This window comes from Aureimonas mangrovi, assembly GCF_014058705.1.
Lineage (GTDB): Bacteria > Pseudomonadota > Alphaproteobacteria > Rhizobiales > Rhizobiaceae > Aureimonas > Aureimonas mangrovi.
In genome coordinates this window covers 1,001,141-1,020,616 of record NZ_CP059692.1, presented here as the reverse complement: position 1 = coordinate 1,020,616, position 19,476 = coordinate 1,001,141, and the positions used below count along the sequence as shown (strand labels likewise).

The window sequence follows — 19,476 nt, the reverse complement described above, 5'->3', positions numbered from 1 at the left end:
GCCCCACCGTCACCGGGCGAAGTCCCGCATCAGGACCCGCCCATGCTGCAGGAGCACCGCATCCGGATTGGCCTGCCGGATATAGACGGCGAGATCGCGAGACAGCGCTTCGGCCGGGTGGGCACCGGCGAACATGCTGAGGCCGAGCGCCCGCTCACACAGTTCGATCACGCTCATCGCCGCTTTTTCGGTCGCGAGCCGGGCATAGGCCGCAAGTGAAACGGCCTGCTCGATCTCCGCCGGAGGCGCCCCCGCCGCCGCTGACGCCTCGACGCGGCAGGCCGCATCCTCCACCCACAATCGACACGTGCGCGCCGTCAGGATCGCCTCGCCGATCCGCGCCATCTGGAGCGGATGCGCGTCTCGTCCGCTTGCGGTCAGATCGTCGACGAGCGCGGTGACGAGCGCTTCGATCGCCCCGAGCTGGGCCGCGCAGCATCGCCAGATGCCGCCCACGAAATACGGCTCCCGGCGATAGTCGTCGGGGGCGCCCAGGCGGTGCTCTCGTCCGACGGACAGCCCGGTGAAGTCATACTGGCCCGAACGCGAGCGCCGCATGCCGCGATGATCCCAGTCCATGAGGCTCACGCGCTCCTGATCATCCACCGGCATGAGCAGAAGATGGAGAGCGCCCTCGCCATCCGTGAACGCGACGATGGCGAGCGAGACGACGCCGACCCCCGACGCGTAGCGCTTGACACCCGCCAGCGTGCCATGTCCCGAGCAGGTGAGCGGCGGCGTGCCATCGGCTCCCCAGACACCCAGCAACGCGCCATCCGACACTGCCTCGCGCACGCGGCGCTGCTGATCGTTCGTCCCGTAGAGAGCGATGAGTTGAAGAGCGTTGAGATGACCTTCGAACACGCGGGCCGTGGCCAGGTCCGCTCCGCCAATTTCGCAGAGATCACGCAGCACCTCGGCCGAAGGCGCTTCGTATCGCAGGCCACCCTCGTCCGACGCCACCACGTACCGCGTCAGATGTCCGAACTCGCGAAGCGCGTCCACGAAGGGCGCAAGGTCGGTATCGTCCCGCGAGGCGACAAGACGAGCCAGTGCGTCGGTGATCGTGCGTTGAAGCAGCTGTCTGTCCTCCTCGAGTGGATACGACCAAGCATCTGGACCGCGAACGCACGCTTTCAATCGCTGGAAGCCGCCGACGTCGCGAGCGGCACGAGATCGAGCCGACCTCGCAGATGCTGCTGCTCGAACCACCGGCGTTCGGCCGCCCACGGATGACCAGGCCAGCCGGCGAACCCGAAACCGAACGCGCGCACGCGTGCATGAGGCATCCGCCGCAGAAGATCGAAGGTGACGAGAAAGCCGGAGCTCGGGTCGAGCCGCCCCATGGCGCCGAAATCGCGCAGCGTCATCCTCGCGTCCCGATGAAGCGCCTCGTCCAGCAAGCGCGGACGCAGGCTGAACGGGGCGAGCGCCAATGTCATCTCCCGCGTCCAGCATACGCCCGCCGGTCCGTCGAGGAGCGCGGGAAACGGAAAGATCACCTCACGCGCGTCCGACAGCGCGACAAGTCCGCGCAGACGATCCCGCTCCACCCATTCCCGCGGCTGTCCACCACGGTTGACGAGCGCGAGATCGGTCACACGCTTGCCCGCCTTGTCGCCGAATCCGGCCGCGTTGTTGAAGCGCACGACCCTTTGGCAGGCATCGATTTCAGCGGAATGATCGCCGATCTCCGGCGCATTGCCGACGATGGCGACCGTTTCGACCGGCGTGCTTTGATGGTTCAACGCAGTGTCCTTCATCGAAGTCGGGTCGGCGTAACGCCGTCCTTTCCTGCGCGTTGCACCGCACTACCATGCGCAAATCGACGCAAGCGGCGCCAGGCCGATCGTCTCCGGCAAGGATGAATGCATGACGACGCTGGTGACGGTCCTGAGAGGCGGCGGCCGCTACGCCGCTCATTGGGTGGAACGGCTGGCCAACGGGCTGTTCCGGCACTCGAGCCGCTTCGAGCGCGTGCTTTGCCTGAGCGACGTCGCCGTCACGGGCGAGCGCATCGAGCGCGTTCCCCTCCGTCACGACTGGCCGGGGTGGTGGTCGAAGATGGAAGCGTTCCGCCCTGGCCTCGTCTCGGGTACAGCGGTCCTGTGCGACCTCGACAACGTCTTTACCGGCAATGCGGACGCGCTGGCTGAGCCGGGCTTGGCCGCGATGGAAGACCATTTTCTGAAGGGCAGGCTGTCGACCGCGCTCTTACGCTGGGACGGTGACGAACTTTCCTCCGTATACGAGACCTTCGCCGCCGATCCGCAACGCTGGATGAAGCCCGGCTCGTGCGGCCGCGTGCCCAATGCCGTGCACGGCGATCAGGTGGTGGTGGACCATCTGCTGCGTCGTGAAGACAGGGTCCCGCCCTTCCTGCAGCGCCTGCACCCCGGTCTCGTCGACTTCTACGATCCATCCAAATCCGCTCCAGGCCCCGTCGTGGTGTTCATCGGCGACGCCAAGCCGGAAACCGCGAGCGGCCCAATCGGGCGCATCTGGCGCGAGGCACTCGAGCCCGCATGATCAACTCGCCCGCGCGATGCCCTTTGTGCCGGGCACGGATGCTGGAGCCGACGGATCGCACGCTGGCCGATCCGAGCGGACGGACGCGTGATTTCGAGCTCGCCTGCGCCTCGTGCGGACTGGTGATCGAGGGCGATGCCTTCGATCGCGAGGCGCGTGCGCTTATGCGCAAACTGCTCGAGGGCGGCGACTGGGCGTGCTTCGACCGGTCTCCGTTCGGAATGGACGCCTATACGGCTCGCATCGCCGCGACGGCCGTTTCCAGGCGGTACGTTCCGCACAAGGACGAACGCCACGAAATGCTTCGCCCGCACGGCGCCGCTGCCGCCCGCGGAACGTCTCGCCCGTTTGTGGGGCAGCGCCCGGTGACGCTCGGCCTGATCTGTCGCGAAGACGAGATCGACGCAGTCCTCAGGGCGCTCCCGCCGCACGCTGGCTGGGCCAGCGATGTCGTGGTGCTCGCCGACGGAGCGTCGCGTTCATCCTGTGCCACTGCGGTGGCAGGCTTCGCGCCCGGCGCCGTGCGGATCGCCCACCGCCCGCTCGCCGGCGACTTCGCCGCGCAGCGCAACGCGCTGCAAGGTCTCGCAAGGAGCGCGTGGGTCATGCAGCTCGATGCGGACGAGACCCTGCCCGATGGGGCCGCCAGCCTTCTGCCCGCGCTTGCGCGGATGGGCGAGGAGGATGGCCTCCTCTCGATCGGCCTGCCGCGCAACAATCTCGTCGATGGAAGCCGCTCCGACGTTTTCCCGGACGTGCAATACCGTCTCAACCGCCGCGAGGTCCGCTTCGCGGGCCCGGTCCACGAGCGCCCGGAGCGAAGCTGGCAGCAGAGCACGATCTCGCTTCACGGAGCGATCGACCATCACCTGTCCCGCGCCCATGTCGCCTCCCGGTCGCAGCGCTACGAGACGCTGTCACCGGGCAACGGACGGCTTGAGGAAGTGGAGGCTCTCCTGCGTCCCTATCGTGACTGACTGCGAGCGATGGCGGTTCGGTAGAGCGCCAGTGTCATCTCGGCGAGGCTCTCGCGCGTGAAGCGACCCGCCGCGCGCAGAGCGCCCTTACGCGCGCAAAGACGCGCGTCATGAGAATGGATCAGCGGACGCAGGACCTCTGCGATGGCTTGAGCACTGGTCTTGGCGGCCAGCACCCCGCCGCCGCTCTCGCCCACGAAGGCGCGCGCGCTCGCATCCTCGGCGCTGGCGACGGTGGCCCGCCCGTATGCGAGCGCCTCCTGGTAGACGAGACCGAAGCTCTCGTATCGCGATGGCGCGACCACGATGTGGGCAGCCTCGTACTCGGCCTGCAAGGCGTCGTCGGGACGGCGACCGAGAGCGACGATGCGCGAGCGCGCTTCGCCCGGCAGGTCGCGCGGCAGATCTTCGGGCGGCACCCCGAGAAGGCGCAGATCGAACGAGGGCAGCGCACCGGCTTCGCACTCGCCGGCCAGAAGCACGATGGCGTCCAGCAGCGCGTCGAAGCCTTTACGAGCCTCCGCGCGCCCGACGAACAGGAGTTGCGCCGGCCCCGCGAGGGGATAGCTGGCGTCGCGGGCGCGCGCCACGAACTCAGGCGCCAACGAGAGCCCGGCCACCGCATGCGGCACGTCCGCCGCCAGCTCGTAGAGCGCGGCCATCTTCGCGGCATGGTCCGCGGTGTTGGAGATCAGCGCCGCGCTGCCGCGCGCCTGACGGCGCTCCAGCGTGTCGGCCGCCCAGCCATCCAGCCGGTCGCGCATCGTCTGCGCGCGGCCACGGGTGAAGGCTGCCGGTGTCGAGTTCCGCGTCACGACGGTCAGCCCCGCCCCGACGAGAAGGGAGGCCGGCGCGTACCAGTTCGTCGCTTCCACGACGGCGAAGGGCAGGCGCGAATGCTCGCGTAGCACGGCACGGCGGAAGGCGATCGGCGCGGCGAGATGGCCGACGGCCCCATAGAGGCGAAGGCGAGCGAGCACGGTGCCGGCAGGGATGTCGCAACCGACGATCCGCACGCCGCCGACACGCTCCTCGCCATGCCTGTCCAGCGTGAAGACGGTCACGTCGCACCCAGCCTGCGCAAGGCTTTCAGCGATCTCTCGCGCGGCGACCGACAGCCCGCTTGGTGCGGGCGGATAGTCCCAGGCCAGAAGCGCGGTGCGCATCACGCCTCCAGCAGCCTTCGGTATATCGCGATGTAGCCGGCGGCCATCCGGTCTGCGGTGAACCGCTGCTCGAAGCGCTGCCGGATCGTGGGCCGATCGAGCGTATGAAGGCGCGCGATCGCATCCACCGCCTCGGCCTCGGTCTCCACGATGAATCCCGTGACGCCCTCCTCCACGACCTCTGGGACCGATCCGCGCCGCCAGGCGATCACCGGGGTACCACAGGCCATCGCTTCAATCATCACCAGACCGAAGGGCTCCGGCCAGTCGATCGGGAACAGGAGCGCGCGCGCTCCGCCGAGCAGCGTCTGCTTGGCGGCGTCGCCGAGCGGCCCGAGATAGCTCGCATCGGGCCCGAGAAGCGGGCGCACCCGCTCGTCGAAGTAACCGGGATTGCCGACGTCGACCGTGCCCGCGAGGCGAATGGGCAGACCCGCGGCACGCGCGACGCGGATGGCGGCATCCGGGCGCTTCTGGTCGGTCATCCGTCCGATGAAGGCAAGGTATGCGCCAGGCTCCTCCGACAGTCGGTATCGCTGCGCGTCGATGCCGTGATGCACCACTCCGGCCCTGTTCGCCTCCGGGAGCATCGCAGCCTGCGCCTGCGAGATCGCGGCGACGGGGAGGTCGGGAAACGCCTCGAAGAAGAGACGGCGATCGAGTTGGTCGACCCGCCAGTGGATGGTCGTCAGCGAACGACGCCGTCCTTCGCCGAGAAGCGCGGCATGGAAGAACTCGCCGTGCGAGTGGACGATGTCGAAGTCGGCCAGCCGGATCCGAAGTTCCTCCATGCGAACGGCATCGAGAACACCTGGGACTCCGGGTGGAACCGTGCCGTGCTCCTTCTCTAGGGCCGCGAGGCTCGGCAGCGCGCCGATCCGAAACACATTTGTCGCACTGTCCGAGGGGGCGAACAGCGTTACATCAACCCCTGCACGCAGCAAGGCGGTGCACAGGTCATGAACCACACGCTCCGTGCCGCCATGATCGGTCGGCGGGACGGGGAAGATGCTTGGCGCGATCTGGGCGACCCGCAACGGAGCGCTGTGTGTGTGCGAGAGCGGCATCCGCACTCCTGTCCGAGTAAAGCGTGAGGGGTCTTGCGTGTTCGTTCTGCATATCGCACTGCAAGGGTGCCTGAAGGGCGTTGATGTCGAGTACGGGCTTACGGCCGACACCGGCGGACATATCCGATACCTTCTCGATCTGACACGCGCCATTGCCGGACGCGATGCGATGTCGCGGGCCGTCATCGCGACCCGCTGTTTCGACGGATTCGGCAAAACCTACGAGACACCTCGCGAGACCGTCATGCCCGGTGTCGAGATCGTGCGCATCGCTTCTGCCGACCCGCACTACCTGCCGAAGGAAGCGATGCACCGGGAGGTGGAGAGCTTTGCCGAAAACCTCATGGCCTTCATCGAGGCCGAGGGGCGACCCGATCTGATCCACGCCCACTATGCGGACGCAGCGCGTGTCGCGGCGATCGTCAAGGAACGGCTTGGCATCCCTTTCTTCTTCACCGCCCACTCGCTGGGCCGCGTGAAGGAGGAGGCGCTTCGCGCTTCGGGGCGTGAATGCCATGGAATGGCGGAACGGATCGAGGCCGAAGAGACCGCGTTGCGCGAAGCGAGTCTTCTGATCGCCTCCTCGAGGGACGAGGCCGAAGTGCAGTATGCCTCATATCTCGGTTACGATGCCGGTCGCATCCGGATCTTGCCCCCGGGCAGCGATCTCGAAGCCTATGCGAACGCAGAACCCAGTCCCTCGGTCGACGCCGAGCTCGCCCGTTTCCTTCTGGTTCCGGACAAACCTGTGGTTCTCGCGATCGCGCGCCCTGTTCCGCGCAAGAACCTTGCGGCTCTGGTCAAGGCGTTCGGTGAAAACCCCGCGCTTCGCAAGCGCGCCAATCTCGTGATCGTCGCGGGCAACCGCGCCGATATCGCCGATCTGGACGGCGATATGGCCGAGACCATGCGCGAGCTTCTCCTTCTGATCGATCGATACGATCTCTACGGGACCGTCGCCTACCCCAAGCATCACGATCCACAGGATGTCCCGGCCTATTACGCCTACGCACGCGAACGCGGCGGCATCTTCGTCAACCCCGCTCTCAACGAGCCGTTCGGACTGACGCTGCTGGAAGCATCGGCTGCCGGCCTGCCGATCGTTGCGACGGACAGCGGTGGCCCGAACGACATTGTCGAGACATGCGGAAACGGACTCCTGGTCGATCCGCACGATCACAGCGCGATCACGGAGGCGATCCTGCGCATCCTGTCGGATGCGCATCTGCGCAAGCGTTTGTCGAAGAGCGGAGCGCGGGTCGCCGCCGCCTATGACTGGCGTCGGCACGCCGAGCGCTACGACGAACTCGTTCGTGACGTGCTATCACCGGCACGAAGCGTGGCCACACCGCGCCGACTTCTCATCAGCGACATCGACAACACACTCGTCGGCTGCCTCGAAGGCATCCGCATCTTCGGAGATTGGCGCCGCAAGCAGGACGACCTTGCCTTCGGCGTCGCGACCGGCCGGTCCTTTCATAGCGCGATGGCGATCCTCGAGCAGGAGAACGCGCCTCGGCCACAGGTCATGATCACGTCTGTCGGATCTGAGGTCTATCATCTCGACCGCAGCGGCGTGACCTATACGGCGGACGATCGCTGGCGCGCCATCGTTGCGCGCGCGTGGGAGCGCGACAGGGCGCAAGACGCGCTCGAAGGACTGTCCTGCATCCGCCCCCAGGCTCCGCTAGAACAACGCGCATTCAAGCTCTCCTACTTCTCCGACGGTAGGCCGGACACCGTGCGCCTGGTGCGCGAGCGGCTGGAGCGCGCCGGCGTGCGGGCATCGGTGATCCACAGCCATGGCCGCTACCTCGACATCCTGCCTCTGCGCGCCTCGAAGGGCACTGCGGTCGATCACGTCAGGCGGCATTACGGCCTTGCCGAGAGCGCCGTTTACGTGGCGGGCGACAGCGGCAACGACATCGAGATGTTGCGCACGATCCCGCAGGCGATCATCGTCGCTAACCATTCCGACGGGCTGCCGAACCTGCCCGATCTGAAGCACTCCTACGTATCGCGCCGTACTCATGCCGAGGGGATCATCGAAGGCGTGCGTCACTTTCAGGCGCTGGCGCGAAACGCATGCAAACCAGCGTCCTGACCCTCGTGCGCGGGCGTGCCGCGCATCTGCGCAATCTCATCGAAGGCCTCGCCCAGCAGACGATCGCACCATCCGAACTGGTGATCGCCTGGATGCAGGAGGAGCCCGAACCCGATCTCCCGGCCGCCGGGTGCGCGGTCCGTCATGTCACCGTTCCCGGCGAGCCCATGCCGCTGGCCGCGGCGCGCAACCGGGCAGCGGAGCTCGCGCAGGCAGATGGTCTGATCTTCCTCGACGTCGACTGCATCCCCTCGCCGACGCTCGTGGCGTCCTATGCCGATGCACTCGACCGGGCCGACGCCCTCTTCCTCGGCGAGGTTCTCTATCTGCCGGCAGGCGGCGTCGACGCCGCACTGGACTTCAGGCATCTCGACAAGATCGGCCGCGTCCACCCTTCAAAACCGCCGGTGCCCGCCAAGGGGATCGCTCCCGAACCGGATACCGGGCAGCTCTGGGGCCTTTCCTTCGCCCTTCGCGCAGAACGATGGCGCACGCTCGGCGGAATGGACGAGGCCTTCTTCGGTTACGGCGGCGAGGAGACGGACTTCGCCGCGCGCGTGAAGGCGGCGGGCGTCGGCGCCTTCTGGACGGGCGGCGCGCGCGCCTACCACCAGCACCACGTCGTCCACGTTCCGCCGCTTCACCAGTTCGATCACATCCTACGCAACGCCGCGCTCTTCCATGAGCGTCATGGGCGCTGGTGCATGGACTACTGGCTTGGCCAGTTCCGCGATGCCGGGCTGATCGGCTGGAGCGAGGATTCACCGGAGATCGAGGTCCGACGGCGACCGACACACGCAGAAATCCTCGCCTCAGCCCGTACGAGCGATGTCCTCTTCTCCTGACAGCGTCGGAACGACATGATGAAAAAGCCGATCGCCTTCTTCGTCCACCATCAGGGCCGCGGGCACGCCAACCGCGCCATGGCGCTGATCGAGCGCATGGCGCCAGACCGCCCCGTGTCCGTTTTGACTGCGGGGCCACAGCTCTTCGAGGGTTTCGCGCGCGACATCGAGATCGTTCCGCTGCCCGACATGATCGGCGCGGCCGTGCCCACCGAGCGACTTTTCGCGGAGCCGACCCCGCAGGTCATGCACTGCGTTCCGCTCGGCGTGGCCGAGATGCGTCGCACCATGCGCACCATCCTCGATCATCTGGACGACCGGCAGGCCGGCCTGTTCGTTGTGGACGTCTCGGCCGAGATCACGCTTCTGTCTCGCGCGGCCAGCGTTCCGGCGGTGCAGATCCGCATGCATGGGGATCGCTCGGACATCGGCCATATCGGCTCCTACGAGGCCAGTGTCGGGATGCTCGCCCCCTTCGACGAACGGTTGGAGCAGGCCGACTATCCCGACTATCTCCGCGCCAGGACTTTCTACACCGGGGGGCTCTGCACGACGCGGGACCCGGTGCCCGAAAAGCTTGCCGCCCGGCGCAAGCTCGGCCTCGACCCCGACCGCAGGATCGTCGTGACTTTGACGGGCGGCGGAGGAGCAGGCACCCCCTACGCGCCGCTGACGGTTGCCGCCCGCGCTGTACCCGATGCGCTCTGGCTCGTGCTCGGCCCCACCTTGCGAGAGGGCCATGAAACGGATTTCGCGAACCTGCGCGAACTCGGATGGGTCGACAACGTCACCGACCATCTCGCGGCGGCCGATATCGTGGTCGCGTCGGCCGGTGACAACACCGTTCACGAGGTTGCCCGGCTCGGCGGCCGGCTCGTCGTCATGCCCGAATGGCGATACTTCGCCGAGCAGCACCGCAAGGCGGATGCGCTCGTCGCGCTGAACGCAGCCGTCAGCGCTTCCGCTTGGCCGGGTGACTTCGCAGGATGGCAATCTCTGCTGGCCGAAGCGGAACGGCTCGACCCATCGGTTCTCGCTTCCCTCCATTCGCCGGCGGCAGCGGAGGCGGGCGCCGGCTGGCTCGAGCGACTGAACGACGAGCTGTGGGAGGGCGCCGCGATCTCCCGCCCGACGCTGCGCGCAGTCTAGGTTTCATCCGCATCGACAGGTCCGTTGAGGCGATGTCGCGCTTACGGCGGACGAACGCGTCATGGAGTTGCGACCGCCGCCAGCAGGTGCCCACCGCCCCGGTATCCTGAAGCCTCATTCTCAGGATGGGCCGGGTTGACGCTGTCCGGGATCGCTAGCGGAAGCGCGCGGAGCTGTCGACGCTTCTGCGCGTCGACCGCGCGGGTGGCAGAGGCTCGCGAGCCCCCTCATGGCCGCATCTCTTAGTCTACGCCCGGCATAGGTGACCAAGCGGCCGCTCTCGACACACGTTTCTGAGCGGCCGTTCATCATTCGGGCGCGCCGAACGATCGCCGATCGCCCTTCCGCGAGCTCGAATGAGCCCGCGGGATATTGGTAGAGGGCGCGGTTCGGGTACGTACGCCACCGCATTTTACACCTTTTTGCCTTGCAGTCAGCTCGCGACGAATGTAATAACATAACAATGTTGTCGCCTAGGTATCGCAACGGGTGGGATACGAACCCCGAAGCCTGAGAGGGGGATGTCTGAAGCTTTGATCACCATCATCATCGACAGGCTGCTGAGGCCTGCCCGACCTCGCGGCGCCAGCGTGACCGGGCCCAGCGCCCCGACGCGCGTGTCGGGTCCGACGGCCCGCAGAGGTTTACGCTTCAAGGACGTCATCAGAGTGCGGAAGTCGAGGACCGGCAAGTGGATGACGCATGGCGGCAGCAACGATGCCTGTTCGTCTTCGCACTCGAGCGTTGTCGTTGTCGCCATGCGTGCCGCCATTTTTACCTTCCGCCGGCCCTCGCCGCCCTCAACCGCCTGAACCAACGGACCTTTGCCGATGAAACGCTCACTCGCCAAACTTGCACTCGCTGGATATGTTATAACGTATGCATCCACGCACGCGCTGGCGGCAGAACCGCTGCAAGTGGTCGCCACCTTTTCCATCCTAGGCGACTTCGCAAAGGAGGTCGGCGGCGAGCGTGTCGAAGTCTCGACACTCGTCGGGCCGAACGCCGACGCGCATGTCTACGAGCCGCGACCGGCCGACGCGATCGCGATCGCGCGCGCAGACGTCGTCCTCACCAATGGGCTCGGTCTGGAAGGCTTCATCGATCGGCTGGTGACGGCCAGCGGCACGGAAGCCGATATCGCGGCCTTGAGCGACGGGATCGAGGCTAAGGAGGAGCCCGGCGGCGGGCATTACCACTTCGTCGATGGCGAGGCGGTCTTCCATGCGGGCGCGCTTAACGCGCATGCTTGGCAGTCCGTGCCGAACGTGAAGATCTACGTTCAGAACACGCGCGACGCCTTCTGCAGGGCCGATGTCGAGGGCTGTGAGAGCTACACCGCGAACGCCGACGCGTACCTTGCCGAACTCGACGCGCTCGACACCGAAATCCGCGAGAGCATCGACGCGCTGCCCGAGAACCGTCGAGCGGTCGTCGTGGGCCACAACGCCTTCGGATATTTCGAGGGCGAGTATGGCCTGCAGTTCCTCTCGCCGCAGGGCATCTCCACCGAATCCGAAGCTTCGGCCGCCGATGTCGCGGGGCTGATCCGGCAGATGCGCGAGGCTGGCACCACTGCCGTCTTCGCCGAGAACATTTCGGATTCGCGCCTTGTGGAGCGGATCGCGGCCGAAGCTGGAACCGAGCTCAAGGGCATCCTCTACTCCGATGCTCTCTCCGATCCGAACGGTCCGGCGCCCGACTACGTCTCGCTCATGCGCCACAACGTCCAGACCATGACGGGCGCGCTGACCGCGAACTGATGCGGCCGCGCGGCTCGCCCGCCCTCTCCCTCCACCACCGATCAAGGAATACAGGAATGCTGCGTTCACTTGGCTGCACCACAGCCGTCGCACTGGTCCTCACCGTCAGCGCTCATGCCCAGGATGAGGGGCGCAGCCATGAGGGCGGAGATGTCACGCTCTATCGCGTCTTCGTCGGCGACCATGCCGAAGGGCGCGTCACCGCCTTCGACCTCGGCGAACCGGACAATCGATGGAGCTTCGAAACCAACGGACAGGCGAGGCTCTACGGCGTCGACAACGGCGCTGCCGTCGTCGCGGTCCAGTCCGACGATGATGCCGTCCATTTCTTCCGCAGCGGCATCGCGCTCGATTCGCATGGCGACCATTCCGACATCGATATTGAAGATCCCACCGCGATCGAGGGTAGCCTCACCGGCCCGCGACCGTTCCATGTCGTGGATCACGACGGCAAGGTCGCCATCAACTTCGATCGCGGGGGCTACGCGGCGATCGTCGATGGACACGCGCTCTCGGAAGGCGAAATCGCCTCGACGCAGCTTTCCCAGTCCCGCGCCCATCACGGCTTCGTCGCCCCGATCGGCAACCGTTGGGTGACGAGCGTGGCTTCCGACGCGCCGGTGGAAGGCGACGCCGCACCCTCGCGAGTCGGCCTTCAGGAAACGACGAAAGAAGGTGAACTCCTCGGCGACCTGGCGACCTGCACAGGCATCCACGGTGAAGCCTTCTCCGGCGCGTACCTTATCGCCGGCTGCGACGAGGGCGTGCTGGCCGTGACCACCGGAGCGGACGGCATCGAGACCGCGATGCTCGAATACGGCGCTGACCTCCCCGCAGGACAGAAGACGGGGACGCTGATCGGTTCGCGTGCCATGCAGGTGTTCCTCGGAAACTACGGCGCGGACGGCCTTGTGGTCGTCGATCCGGTGGACGAGCCGCATCTGCGCCACGTCGACCTGCCGTTCCGGCGCATCGACTTCGCACTCGATCCGGCCAACGCGCGCTTCGGCTACGTGCTGACCGAGGACGGCACGCTCCACAAGCTGGATGTTCTCGAGGCGACGCTGACGGACAGCGCGCGTGTGACCGAGCCCTACTCCATGGACGGACACTGGAACGATCCGCGGCCGCGCATCGCGATGGCCGGCGACGAAATCGTCATGAGCGATCCCAATGCGGGCCTCGTGCGTCGGATCGACAAGGAGACCCTCGAAGAAGCCGGCACGATCGATGTCGAGGGCATGCCCTACAACATCGCCGTGGTGGGCGGCAGCGGTGTCGTCCACGAGGGCGAAGAGCACGACCATGCCGGTCACGACCACGATCATGAAGCCACGGGGGACGACCACGCCGGGCATAGTCATGGCGACGGCGCACACGCGCACAGCCATGGCGATCCGCAGATCTACGCCGGCTACTTCGAGGACAGCCAGATCGCCGATCGCCCGCTGTCGGACTACGAGGGCGACTGGCAGTCGGTCTACCCGTATCTTCAAGACGGAACGCTCGATCCGGTGTGGGAGCACAAGGCCGAGAGCGGCGACATGACCGCTGAGGAGTACGCCGAATATTACGAAACCGGCTACCGCACCGAGGTCGACCGCATCACCATCGCGGGCGATGTCGTCACCTTCTACGAGGATGGCGAGCCGACGGAGGGTCACTACACCTATGACGGTTACGAGGTCCTGACCTACGCCAAGGGCAACCGCGGCGTGCGCTTCATCTTCCAAAAGACCGAAGGTGACGAGGCAGCGCCGCAGTTCATCCAGTTCAGCGACCACCGCATCGCGCCGGAGAACACCGATCACTACCATATTTATTGGGGTGACGACCGCGCCGCCCTCCTCGAAGAGGTGACGAACTGGCCGACCTACTACCCGTCATCGCTCGACGCCGACGAGATCGTCGCCGAGATGATCGCGCACTGAGCGCCACGCCTCGCAAGCGAACGCCCGGCCCGACGGCCGGGCGGCCTGAGACTGAACCCATGCCAGGAGCCTGCCATGCTCTTCAAAGCCGACCGCCCCCGCCGGCTGCCGGTCACCGTTCTCTCCGGCTTTCTGGGTGCCGGCAAGACGACCCTGCTCAACCATGTCCTCAACAATCGCGAGGGCAAGCGTGTCGCGGTGATCGTCAACGACATGAGCGAGGTGAACATCGACGCCAGCCTGGTGCGCGACGGCGGTGCCGAGCTGTCGCGCACCGACGAGAAGCTCGTTGAGATGACGAACGGCTGCATCTGCTGCACGCTGCGCGACGACCTTCTGAAGGAAGTGCGCGCGCTCGCCGAACAGGACCGCTTCGACCATCTCCTGATCGAATCCACAGGCATCTCGGAACCGCTGCCCGTCGCCGCGACCTTCGAATTCCGCAACGAGGCCGGGCGGAGCCTTGCGGATGTCGCACGTCTCGACACGATGGTCACGGTTGTGGACGCGGCCAATCTCGTGCGGGACTTCGGCTCTCAGGACTTCCTGCGCGACCGTGGTGAGAGCCTCGGCGAGGAGGACGAGCGCACCATTATCGACCTGCTCGTCGACCAGATCGAATTTGCCGACGTGATCATTCTCAACAAGGTCTCCGCGGCAGGAGCGGACGGGGCGAAGGCCGCACGGACAATCATCAAGGGGTTGAACCCGGACGCCAAGCTCATCGAAACCGATTTCGCCAGCGTCTCGAACGACGACATCCTGGGCACGGGACGGTTCGACTTCGAGAAGGCGCAACAACATCCTCTCTGGTACAAGGAGCTCTACGGCTTCGCGGATCACCTGCCCGAGACGGAGGAATACGGCATCCGCTCCTTCGTCTACCGCGCGCGGCGGCCCTTCGATCCGGGACGTCTCCAGGCTTTCATCGGTGAGAACTGGCCGGGGGTCGTGCGTGCGAAGGGTTTCTTCTGGCTGGCGACACGCCCGCGCTTCGTCGGCAGCCTCAGCCAGGCCGGGGCACTCGTGCGCACCGAGAAGGCCGGGCTCTGGTGGGCGTCCGTGCCGAAGGCGCGCTGGCCCGACAGCGACGAATGGCGCGCCGCGGTCGGACCCTACATCGATCCGGTCTGGGGAGACCGACGTCAGGAACTCGTCTTCATCGGCGCTCGCACGATGGACGAGGCTGCTCTTCGCAGGCGTCTCGATGCGTGTCTCGTGCCGGAGACGGAGTTTCAGCCAGAGCGGTGGAGAAAGCTGACCGATCCGTTCCCAACTTGGGAACGCACGGCCGACTGAGCGTGGGCCCGCCGCTCTGCCGGATGCGGGAAGAGCCTGCCAGGCGCGCCCACAGGCGACGCCACCTCAATCGGCGATGACGAGCCGGCCGATCTCCGCGCGAAGCGCCGCGTTCGGCTCGCCGTCGCTGACCACACTGGCGAAGTCGGCCAAGGGGGCGATGGCCGCGATCGCGCGGCGTTCGAACTTGGTCGCATCGGCCAACAGCACACGGCTGTCAGAGCGCCGCATCGCGCCCTGCTTGACGGCGATCTTTTCCAGATCGTAGTCCGTCGCCCGGCCGCGGTCGTCGACCCCGGAGCAACCGATGAAACAGACGTCGAACCCCATCGCGTCGATTCCGGCTAGGGTCGCCGCCCCTGTCAGCGATCCGTCCGCCCCGCGAACCGAACCGCCGAAGACATACAGTTCCAGCTGTCGTCGTCCCGCCAGCGCCATTGCGATCGCCATGCTGTTGGTGAAGACGCGCAGCGCGACCTCTCGCTCGGCGAGGGAACGGGCGAGCGCCTCGGTCGTGGTGCCGACATCGAGGAAGATCGAACTGCCGGGCGGCACAAGGGCCGCAGCGGCGCGCGCTATGCGCTGCTTGGCGTCCAGCGCCTGCAGGCGCTTTTCTCCGTAGCCGAGCCTCACAGTGTTGTCGGTGGCGCCGGCACCGCCGTGAAAGCGCTGAAGGAGCTTCAGCCGATCGAGATGGATGACATCGCGCCGGATCGACTGCATCGAGACCTCAAAACGCTGCGCCAGCGCTTCGATCGTCGAGTAACTCTGCTGTCCAACGAGCCGAACGATCTCGCGCTGCCGGTCGGTCAGTTCATCCGGTGCAGACACGCATTTCCCTCCGATACCAATCTGTAACATAACTTACATCACCGCGCGCTATCTGCGAGCAATTTGTCGCCGGGCTCAGGATTTTTCCCACATCACCGCGCGAATGAAGACATAAGGAAAGACCATCTTGCAGCAGATACTATGGAGTGGCGCCCTGCAGCGTCCGATCTGGAACGGGTGCGTATTCGATCCGGTCCGGTTCGCGTGGACGAAGGCGGACGGGGGGCACCGGGGCGAGGCCGTCTCGCCGGCTCGCGCGCTTCGGCTCCTGTCACAGGCGGCACAGCTTCGCCGCGTGCCGGTCGGCATCATCGGCCCGCGCGAGGCCAAGCCCCATCAGCTCGAAACGGCTGAGGCCCTGGGCGCCGAACTGGCCCGCCATGGCCTGCAACTCCTGTGCGGCGGCAGGAACGGTGTGATGGAGGCGGCCTGTCGCGGCCATGCGGAAGCGGGAGGCATCCCGATCGGCATCCTGCCCGACGACGAGTGGCAAGCCGCCAACCCGTTCGTCGCCATCCCGATCGCGACCGGCATCGGGCCCGCACGCAACGCCATCATCGCGCGTGCCTGCGTCGCGCTCGTGGCGGTCGGCGGCGGCGTCGGCACCCTCTCCGAGATGGCGCTCGGTTTGCAATTCGGCCGCCTCGTGCTGGCCATGAACGACGCTCCGGCGGTCGACGACGTGCCGATCGTCCAGAGTGTCGCGGAAGCGATGGAACTCATATCGGCCAGGATCCTGCAGCCGACGTAAGAAAGCTTCCATACGTCATCGCTTTGTTACAGGCGAGCGTTAGAGCGACCGCATCCTTTTCGAGGAGATGTCGGGGAACGCATGGCCATCCAAGCTCGCCAAATGAAGCCATCGCCAGCCGATCCCGGCCTCTGCCGGAGGGTCGTGTCATGACGGCGCGTTCCCTGGAATTGTCGGGCATCGGCAAGAGCTTCGGCGCGGGCGACGTGCTCTCCGGGATCGACCTCTCGATCCGTGCGGGCGAGTTCCTTTCGCTCGTCGGCATGTCGGGCTGCGGCAAGTCCACGCTCCTGCGCATCATCGCCGGTCTCGAAAGCCCCGACCGGGGCACGGTCTCGATCGGCGGGCAGGACGTGACCGATACCGACCCGGCCGACCGCAACCTCGCCATGGTGTTCCAGAGCTACGCGCTTTACCCGCATATGAGCGTGCGCCAGAACATCGCGACGCCGCTGCGCATGCGCCGCCTCTCGCTTGCCGCGCGCCTTCCCGTCCTCGGCGCTTTTTCGCCGGGCCGCGGCAGGCTGACACGCGAGATCGACGCGGAGGTGACGCGCGCCGCCGAGATGCTCGAGATCGGGGCGCTTCTCGACCGGAAGCCCGCGCAACTTTCCGGCGGCCAGCGCCAGCGCGTAGCCCTCGCACGGGCCCTTGTCCGCGACCCCTCGGCCTTCCTGATGGACGAGCCCCTTTCCAATCTCGATGCCCGCCTTCGGGCGCATATGCGCGAGGAACTCGCCGCGCTTCACCGCCGTCTCGGCGCGACCTTCGTCTACGTCACCCACGATCAAGTGGAGGCGATGACCATGTCGGACCGCATCGCCCTGATGGAAGGTGGACGCATCCTCCAGGTCGGCACGCCCGACGATCTCTACGACCGGCCGGCCTCGCTGGCGGTTGCGCGTTTCATCGGCTCGCCGACGATCAACACCCTTCCCGCAGTTATCGGCAGCGACGGGCGTGTCTCCGCGTTCGGGCGCGATGTCGGCCTCGTCAGCCAAGGTGCGAACGGCGGCCCGGTCACGCTCGCGCTTCGGCCGGACGCTCTGCATCCGGCGGCAGACGGCTTCCGTGTGAGGGTTCTGCGCAGCGAGATGCACGGCGCCGACCGATATGTGACGCTGGCGCTCGCGGGCGAGGCAGACGTCCGGCTGACCATGAGGAGGCCGGCCGGCTCCGCGCCGATGGCGGCCGAGGGCGAGGAGGCGGCGATCGGCTTCTCGCCGGAGGGCGCGCACCTCTTCGGCGCCGACGGCGCGCGCCTGTCGTGCGATGTGGCCGGGCGGATGGCGGCATGAGCGCCACGGCCGAACTTGCGCCTCCCCGCGCTGACGGCACGACACGCCGTCCCGGTCGCATCGAGCGCAGAGTGGTCCGGCGCGGACTCCTCTTCGCGGCGCCCGCGATCCTTCTTCTGCTTGCGATCTACATCCTCCCTCTCCTCTCGCTCGTCGTCTTCAGCCTGACAGACTACCGCCTCGGCGCGATCTCGATGGAGTTCACCGGGCTCGACAATTTCACCCGCGCGCTCGCCGATCCCGTGTTCCGGCGCGCTCTGTGGAACACCGTCGTCTACGCCGCGATCGTCATTCCGCTGGGCGTCGGGCTCGCGCTCGGCATCGCGCTTCTGGTGCATGGACGAACCCGCACGCGAGGCATCTGGGAGGTCGCCTACTTCCTGCCCGTCACCGCGACGCTGGTCGCCATGGCGACCGTCTGGCAGTTCGTCCTCCACCCGACGCTCGGGCCGGTAAACGCCGCGATCCAGTGGTTCGGTGCCCCGCCCGTTTCCTTCCTCGCCAATCCGTCGCTGATCGTGCCGACACTGGCGCTGATCGGCGTGTGGCAGGTGCTCGGCTTCAACATGGTGCTGTTCCTCGCCGGCCTCGCGGGCGTTCCCAAGGATCTGCACGAGGCGGCCCGGCTCGACGGCGCCAAGAACCCGATCGACCGCTTCCTGACGGTGACCTGGCCGATGCTGGGCCCGACCACGATGTTCGTCGCGGTCACGACCTCGATCTCCGCCTTCAAGGTTTTCGAGACGGTCGCGGTGCTGACGAAGGGGCGTTCGGGCTCGGAGACGCTGCTCTACACGATCTATCTCGAAGGGTTCGAATACGCCGAAACCGGCTATGCGGCGGCGTTGACGCTCCTCTTCCTCCTGATCGTTCTGGCGCTTTCCATAGGCCAGACGATCCATCTCGACCGGAAGGTGCACTACTGATGCCCGCCGCTATCCGCAGGCTCGTGCCGCACCTTCTTCTCGCCGTAGGCGCGGTGTTCACGCTCCTGCCCTTCTACTGGATGGCGCTGACCTCGATCCGGCCGCCGGCCGAGATCTTCAACATCTCGCTGTGGCCGATCCCGGAGGAATTCGCCGCCGCGCGCAACTACGGGCGTGCGGCGACGCAGGCCCCGATGGGCACCTTCATGTTGAACGGCGTGATCGTGTGCCTCGGCATTCTCGTCGTTCAGGTCGCGACGGCCGTCCCCGCCGCCTATGCGCTCGCCAAGCTGCGCTTCCCCGGTTCGCGCCTGTTCCTGACGCTCGTGATCGCCGCGCTCTGCGTGCCGATCCAAGCGCTCGCCCTGCCGCTATTCGTCGGGCTGGCGCAGATGAAGCTCCTCAACACCTATTTCGCGCTGATGGCGCCGTTCTTTCTCTCGGTGTTCGCGATCTTCCTGTTCCGCCAGAGCTTCCGCTCCTATCCCGACGAGATCATCGAGGCCGCGCGCCTCGACGGGTTCACCGAGATGGAGATCTGCTGGGGGCTCGTCCTGCGCGGGTCGCTGCCCGTGCTCGCTGCCTTTTCCGTCTTCTCGGTCGTGGCACACTGGAACGACCTCTACTGGCCGCTCATCGTCGTCACGGACATTTCCTATGCACCGCCGCCGCTCGGCATGCTCTTCTTCTCGGACGCCGAAGCGGGCGCCGACTACGGAGCGCTGATGGCAGGCGCCACGATCATCACCGCGCCGATGGTCGCGTGCTTCCTCCTCGCCCGAAAGCAGTTCATCGCCGGCATTACCATGACGGGCGTGAAGTAGACCCCTCGACCCCTAA

The 19,476-nt window shown here is 66.6% G+C and carries 16 protein-coding genes and 1 pseudogene; 12 read left to right on the top strand and 5 right to left on the bottom strand.

From position 1 onward, the window contains the following. Positions 1–9: 9 nt before the first annotated feature. Both H1343_RS04775 and H1343_RS04770 read right to left on the bottom strand, forming a co-directional pair. Entirely contained in the window at positions 10–1,005 is a 996-nt protein-coding gene (locus H1343_RS04775; protein WP_185984784.1) for an acyl-CoA/acyl-ACP dehydrogenase, read from the bottom strand. Positions 1,006–1,136: 131 nt separating this feature from the next. Further along, positions 1,137–1,748, bottom strand: a complete 612-nt coding sequence (locus H1343_RS04770; RefSeq protein ID WP_246333338.1) for a glycosyltransferase family 29 protein — start codon at positions 1,746–1,748, stop codon at positions 1,137–1,139. A 124-nt stretch (positions 1,749–1,872) separates the two neighbouring features. On the opposite strand from H1343_RS04770, the gene H1343_RS04765 reads away from it, so the two are divergent. Continuing rightward, positions 1,873–2,529, top strand: a complete 657-nt coding sequence (locus H1343_RS04765; RefSeq protein WP_185984782.1) for a hypothetical protein — start codon at positions 1,873–1,875, stop codon at positions 2,527–2,529. Positions 2,530–2,567: 38 nt separating this feature from the next. Then, a complete protein-coding gene (locus H1343_RS04760; RefSeq protein ID WP_246333330.1) occupies positions 2,568–3,506 on the top strand; it encodes a glycosyltransferase family protein in 939 nt (312 codons plus the stop codon). On the opposite strand, the gene H1343_RS04755 is transcribed toward H1343_RS04760, so the two are convergent. Further along, entirely contained in the window at positions 3,494–4,672 is a 1,179-nt protein-coding gene (locus tag H1343_RS04755) for a glycosyltransferase family 4 protein (protein ID WP_185984780.1), read from the bottom strand. The two genes, H1343_RS04760 and H1343_RS04755, sit on opposite strands and share 13 nt — an antisense overlap. Next, positions 4,672–5,739, bottom strand: a complete 1,068-nt coding sequence (locus H1343_RS04750) for a glycosyltransferase family 4 protein (RefSeq protein ID WP_185984779.1) — start codon at positions 5,737–5,739, stop codon at positions 4,672–4,674. The genes H1343_RS04755 and H1343_RS04750 overlap by 1 nt, the downstream gene beginning before the upstream one ends. 37 nt (positions 5,740–5,776) lie before the next feature. Between H1343_RS04750 and H1343_RS04745 the strand changes: the two genes are divergently transcribed. From H1343_RS04745 to zigA, 6 genes and pseudogenes are all read left to right on the top strand, one after another. Next, positions 5,777–7,843 (top strand): HAD-IIB family hydrolase, encoded by a 2,067-nt coding sequence (locus tag H1343_RS04745; RefSeq protein ID WP_185985490.1) that lies wholly within the window; start codon positions 5,777–5,779, stop codon positions 7,841–7,843. Next, positions 7,825–8,688 (top strand): glycosyltransferase family 2 protein, encoded by an 864-nt coding sequence (locus H1343_RS04740; RefSeq protein ID WP_185984778.1) that lies wholly within the window; start codon positions 7,825–7,827, stop codon positions 8,686–8,688. Before H1343_RS04745 ends, H1343_RS04740 begins: the two co-directional genes overlap by 19 nt. A gap of 18 nt (positions 8,689–8,706) precedes the next feature. Then, complete coding sequence (locus tag H1343_RS04735) at positions 8,707–9,837, top strand: glycosyltransferase (RefSeq protein WP_185984777.1); 1,131 nt, start codon at positions 8,707–8,709, stop codon at positions 9,835–9,837. An 830-nt stretch (positions 9,838–10,667) separates the two neighbouring features. Further along, positions 10,668–11,600, top strand: a complete 933-nt coding sequence (locus tag H1343_RS04730; RefSeq protein WP_185984776.1) for a metal ABC transporter solute-binding protein, Zn/Mn family — start codon at positions 10,668–10,670, stop codon at positions 11,598–11,600. A 1,331-nt stretch (positions 11,601–12,931) separates the two neighbouring features. Continuing rightward, positions 12,932–13,531 (top strand): annotated as a pseudogene (locus H1343_RS17140) (ZinT family metal-binding protein); the annotation flags it as partial. Between the two features lie 75 nt (positions 13,532–13,606). Beyond that, entirely contained in the window at positions 13,607–14,830 is a 1,224-nt protein-coding gene (zigA, locus tag H1343_RS04720) for a zinc metallochaperone GTPase ZigA (protein WP_185984774.1), read from the top strand. Between the two features lie 66 nt (positions 14,831–14,896). On the opposite strand, the gene H1343_RS04715 is transcribed toward zigA, so the two are convergent. After that, positions 14,897–15,661: a DeoR/GlpR family DNA-binding transcription regulator gene (locus H1343_RS04715; protein ID WP_210270082.1), complete on the bottom strand. Its 765-nt coding sequence runs from the start codon at positions 15,659–15,661 to the stop codon at positions 14,897–14,899. Between the two features lie 295 nt (positions 15,662–15,956). Here H1343_RS04715 and H1343_RS04710 point away from each other — a divergent pair, with 295 nt between their 5' ends. The 4 genes from H1343_RS04710 to H1343_RS04695 all read left to right on the top strand — a co-directional run bounded on the left by H1343_RS04710 (position 15,957) and on the right by H1343_RS04695 (position 19,460). Continuing rightward, complete coding sequence (locus tag H1343_RS04710) at positions 15,957–16,412, top strand: TIGR00725 family protein (protein ID WP_246333328.1); 456 nt, start codon at positions 15,957–15,959, stop codon at positions 16,410–16,412. Between the two features lie 149 nt (positions 16,413–16,561). Next, positions 16,562–17,710 carry an ABC transporter ATP-binding protein gene (locus H1343_RS04705; protein ID WP_185984772.1) on the top strand — a complete coding sequence of 383 codons (1,149 nt, stop codon included), beginning with the start codon at positions 16,562–16,564 and terminating at the stop codon, positions 17,708–17,710. Beyond that, the gene (locus H1343_RS04700) at positions 17,707–18,636 is read left to right on the top strand and encodes a carbohydrate ABC transporter permease (RefSeq protein WP_185984771.1); all 930 of its coding nucleotides are present in this window, start codon (positions 17,707–17,709) and stop codon (positions 18,634–18,636) included. Before H1343_RS04705 ends, H1343_RS04700 begins: the two co-directional genes overlap by 4 nt. Next, positions 18,636–19,460: a carbohydrate ABC transporter permease gene (locus H1343_RS04695; protein ID WP_185984770.1), complete on the top strand. Its 825-nt coding sequence runs from the start codon at positions 18,636–18,638 to the stop codon at positions 19,458–19,460. Before H1343_RS04700 ends, H1343_RS04695 begins: the two co-directional genes overlap by 1 nt. Positions 19,461–19,476 lie beyond the last annotated feature (16 nt).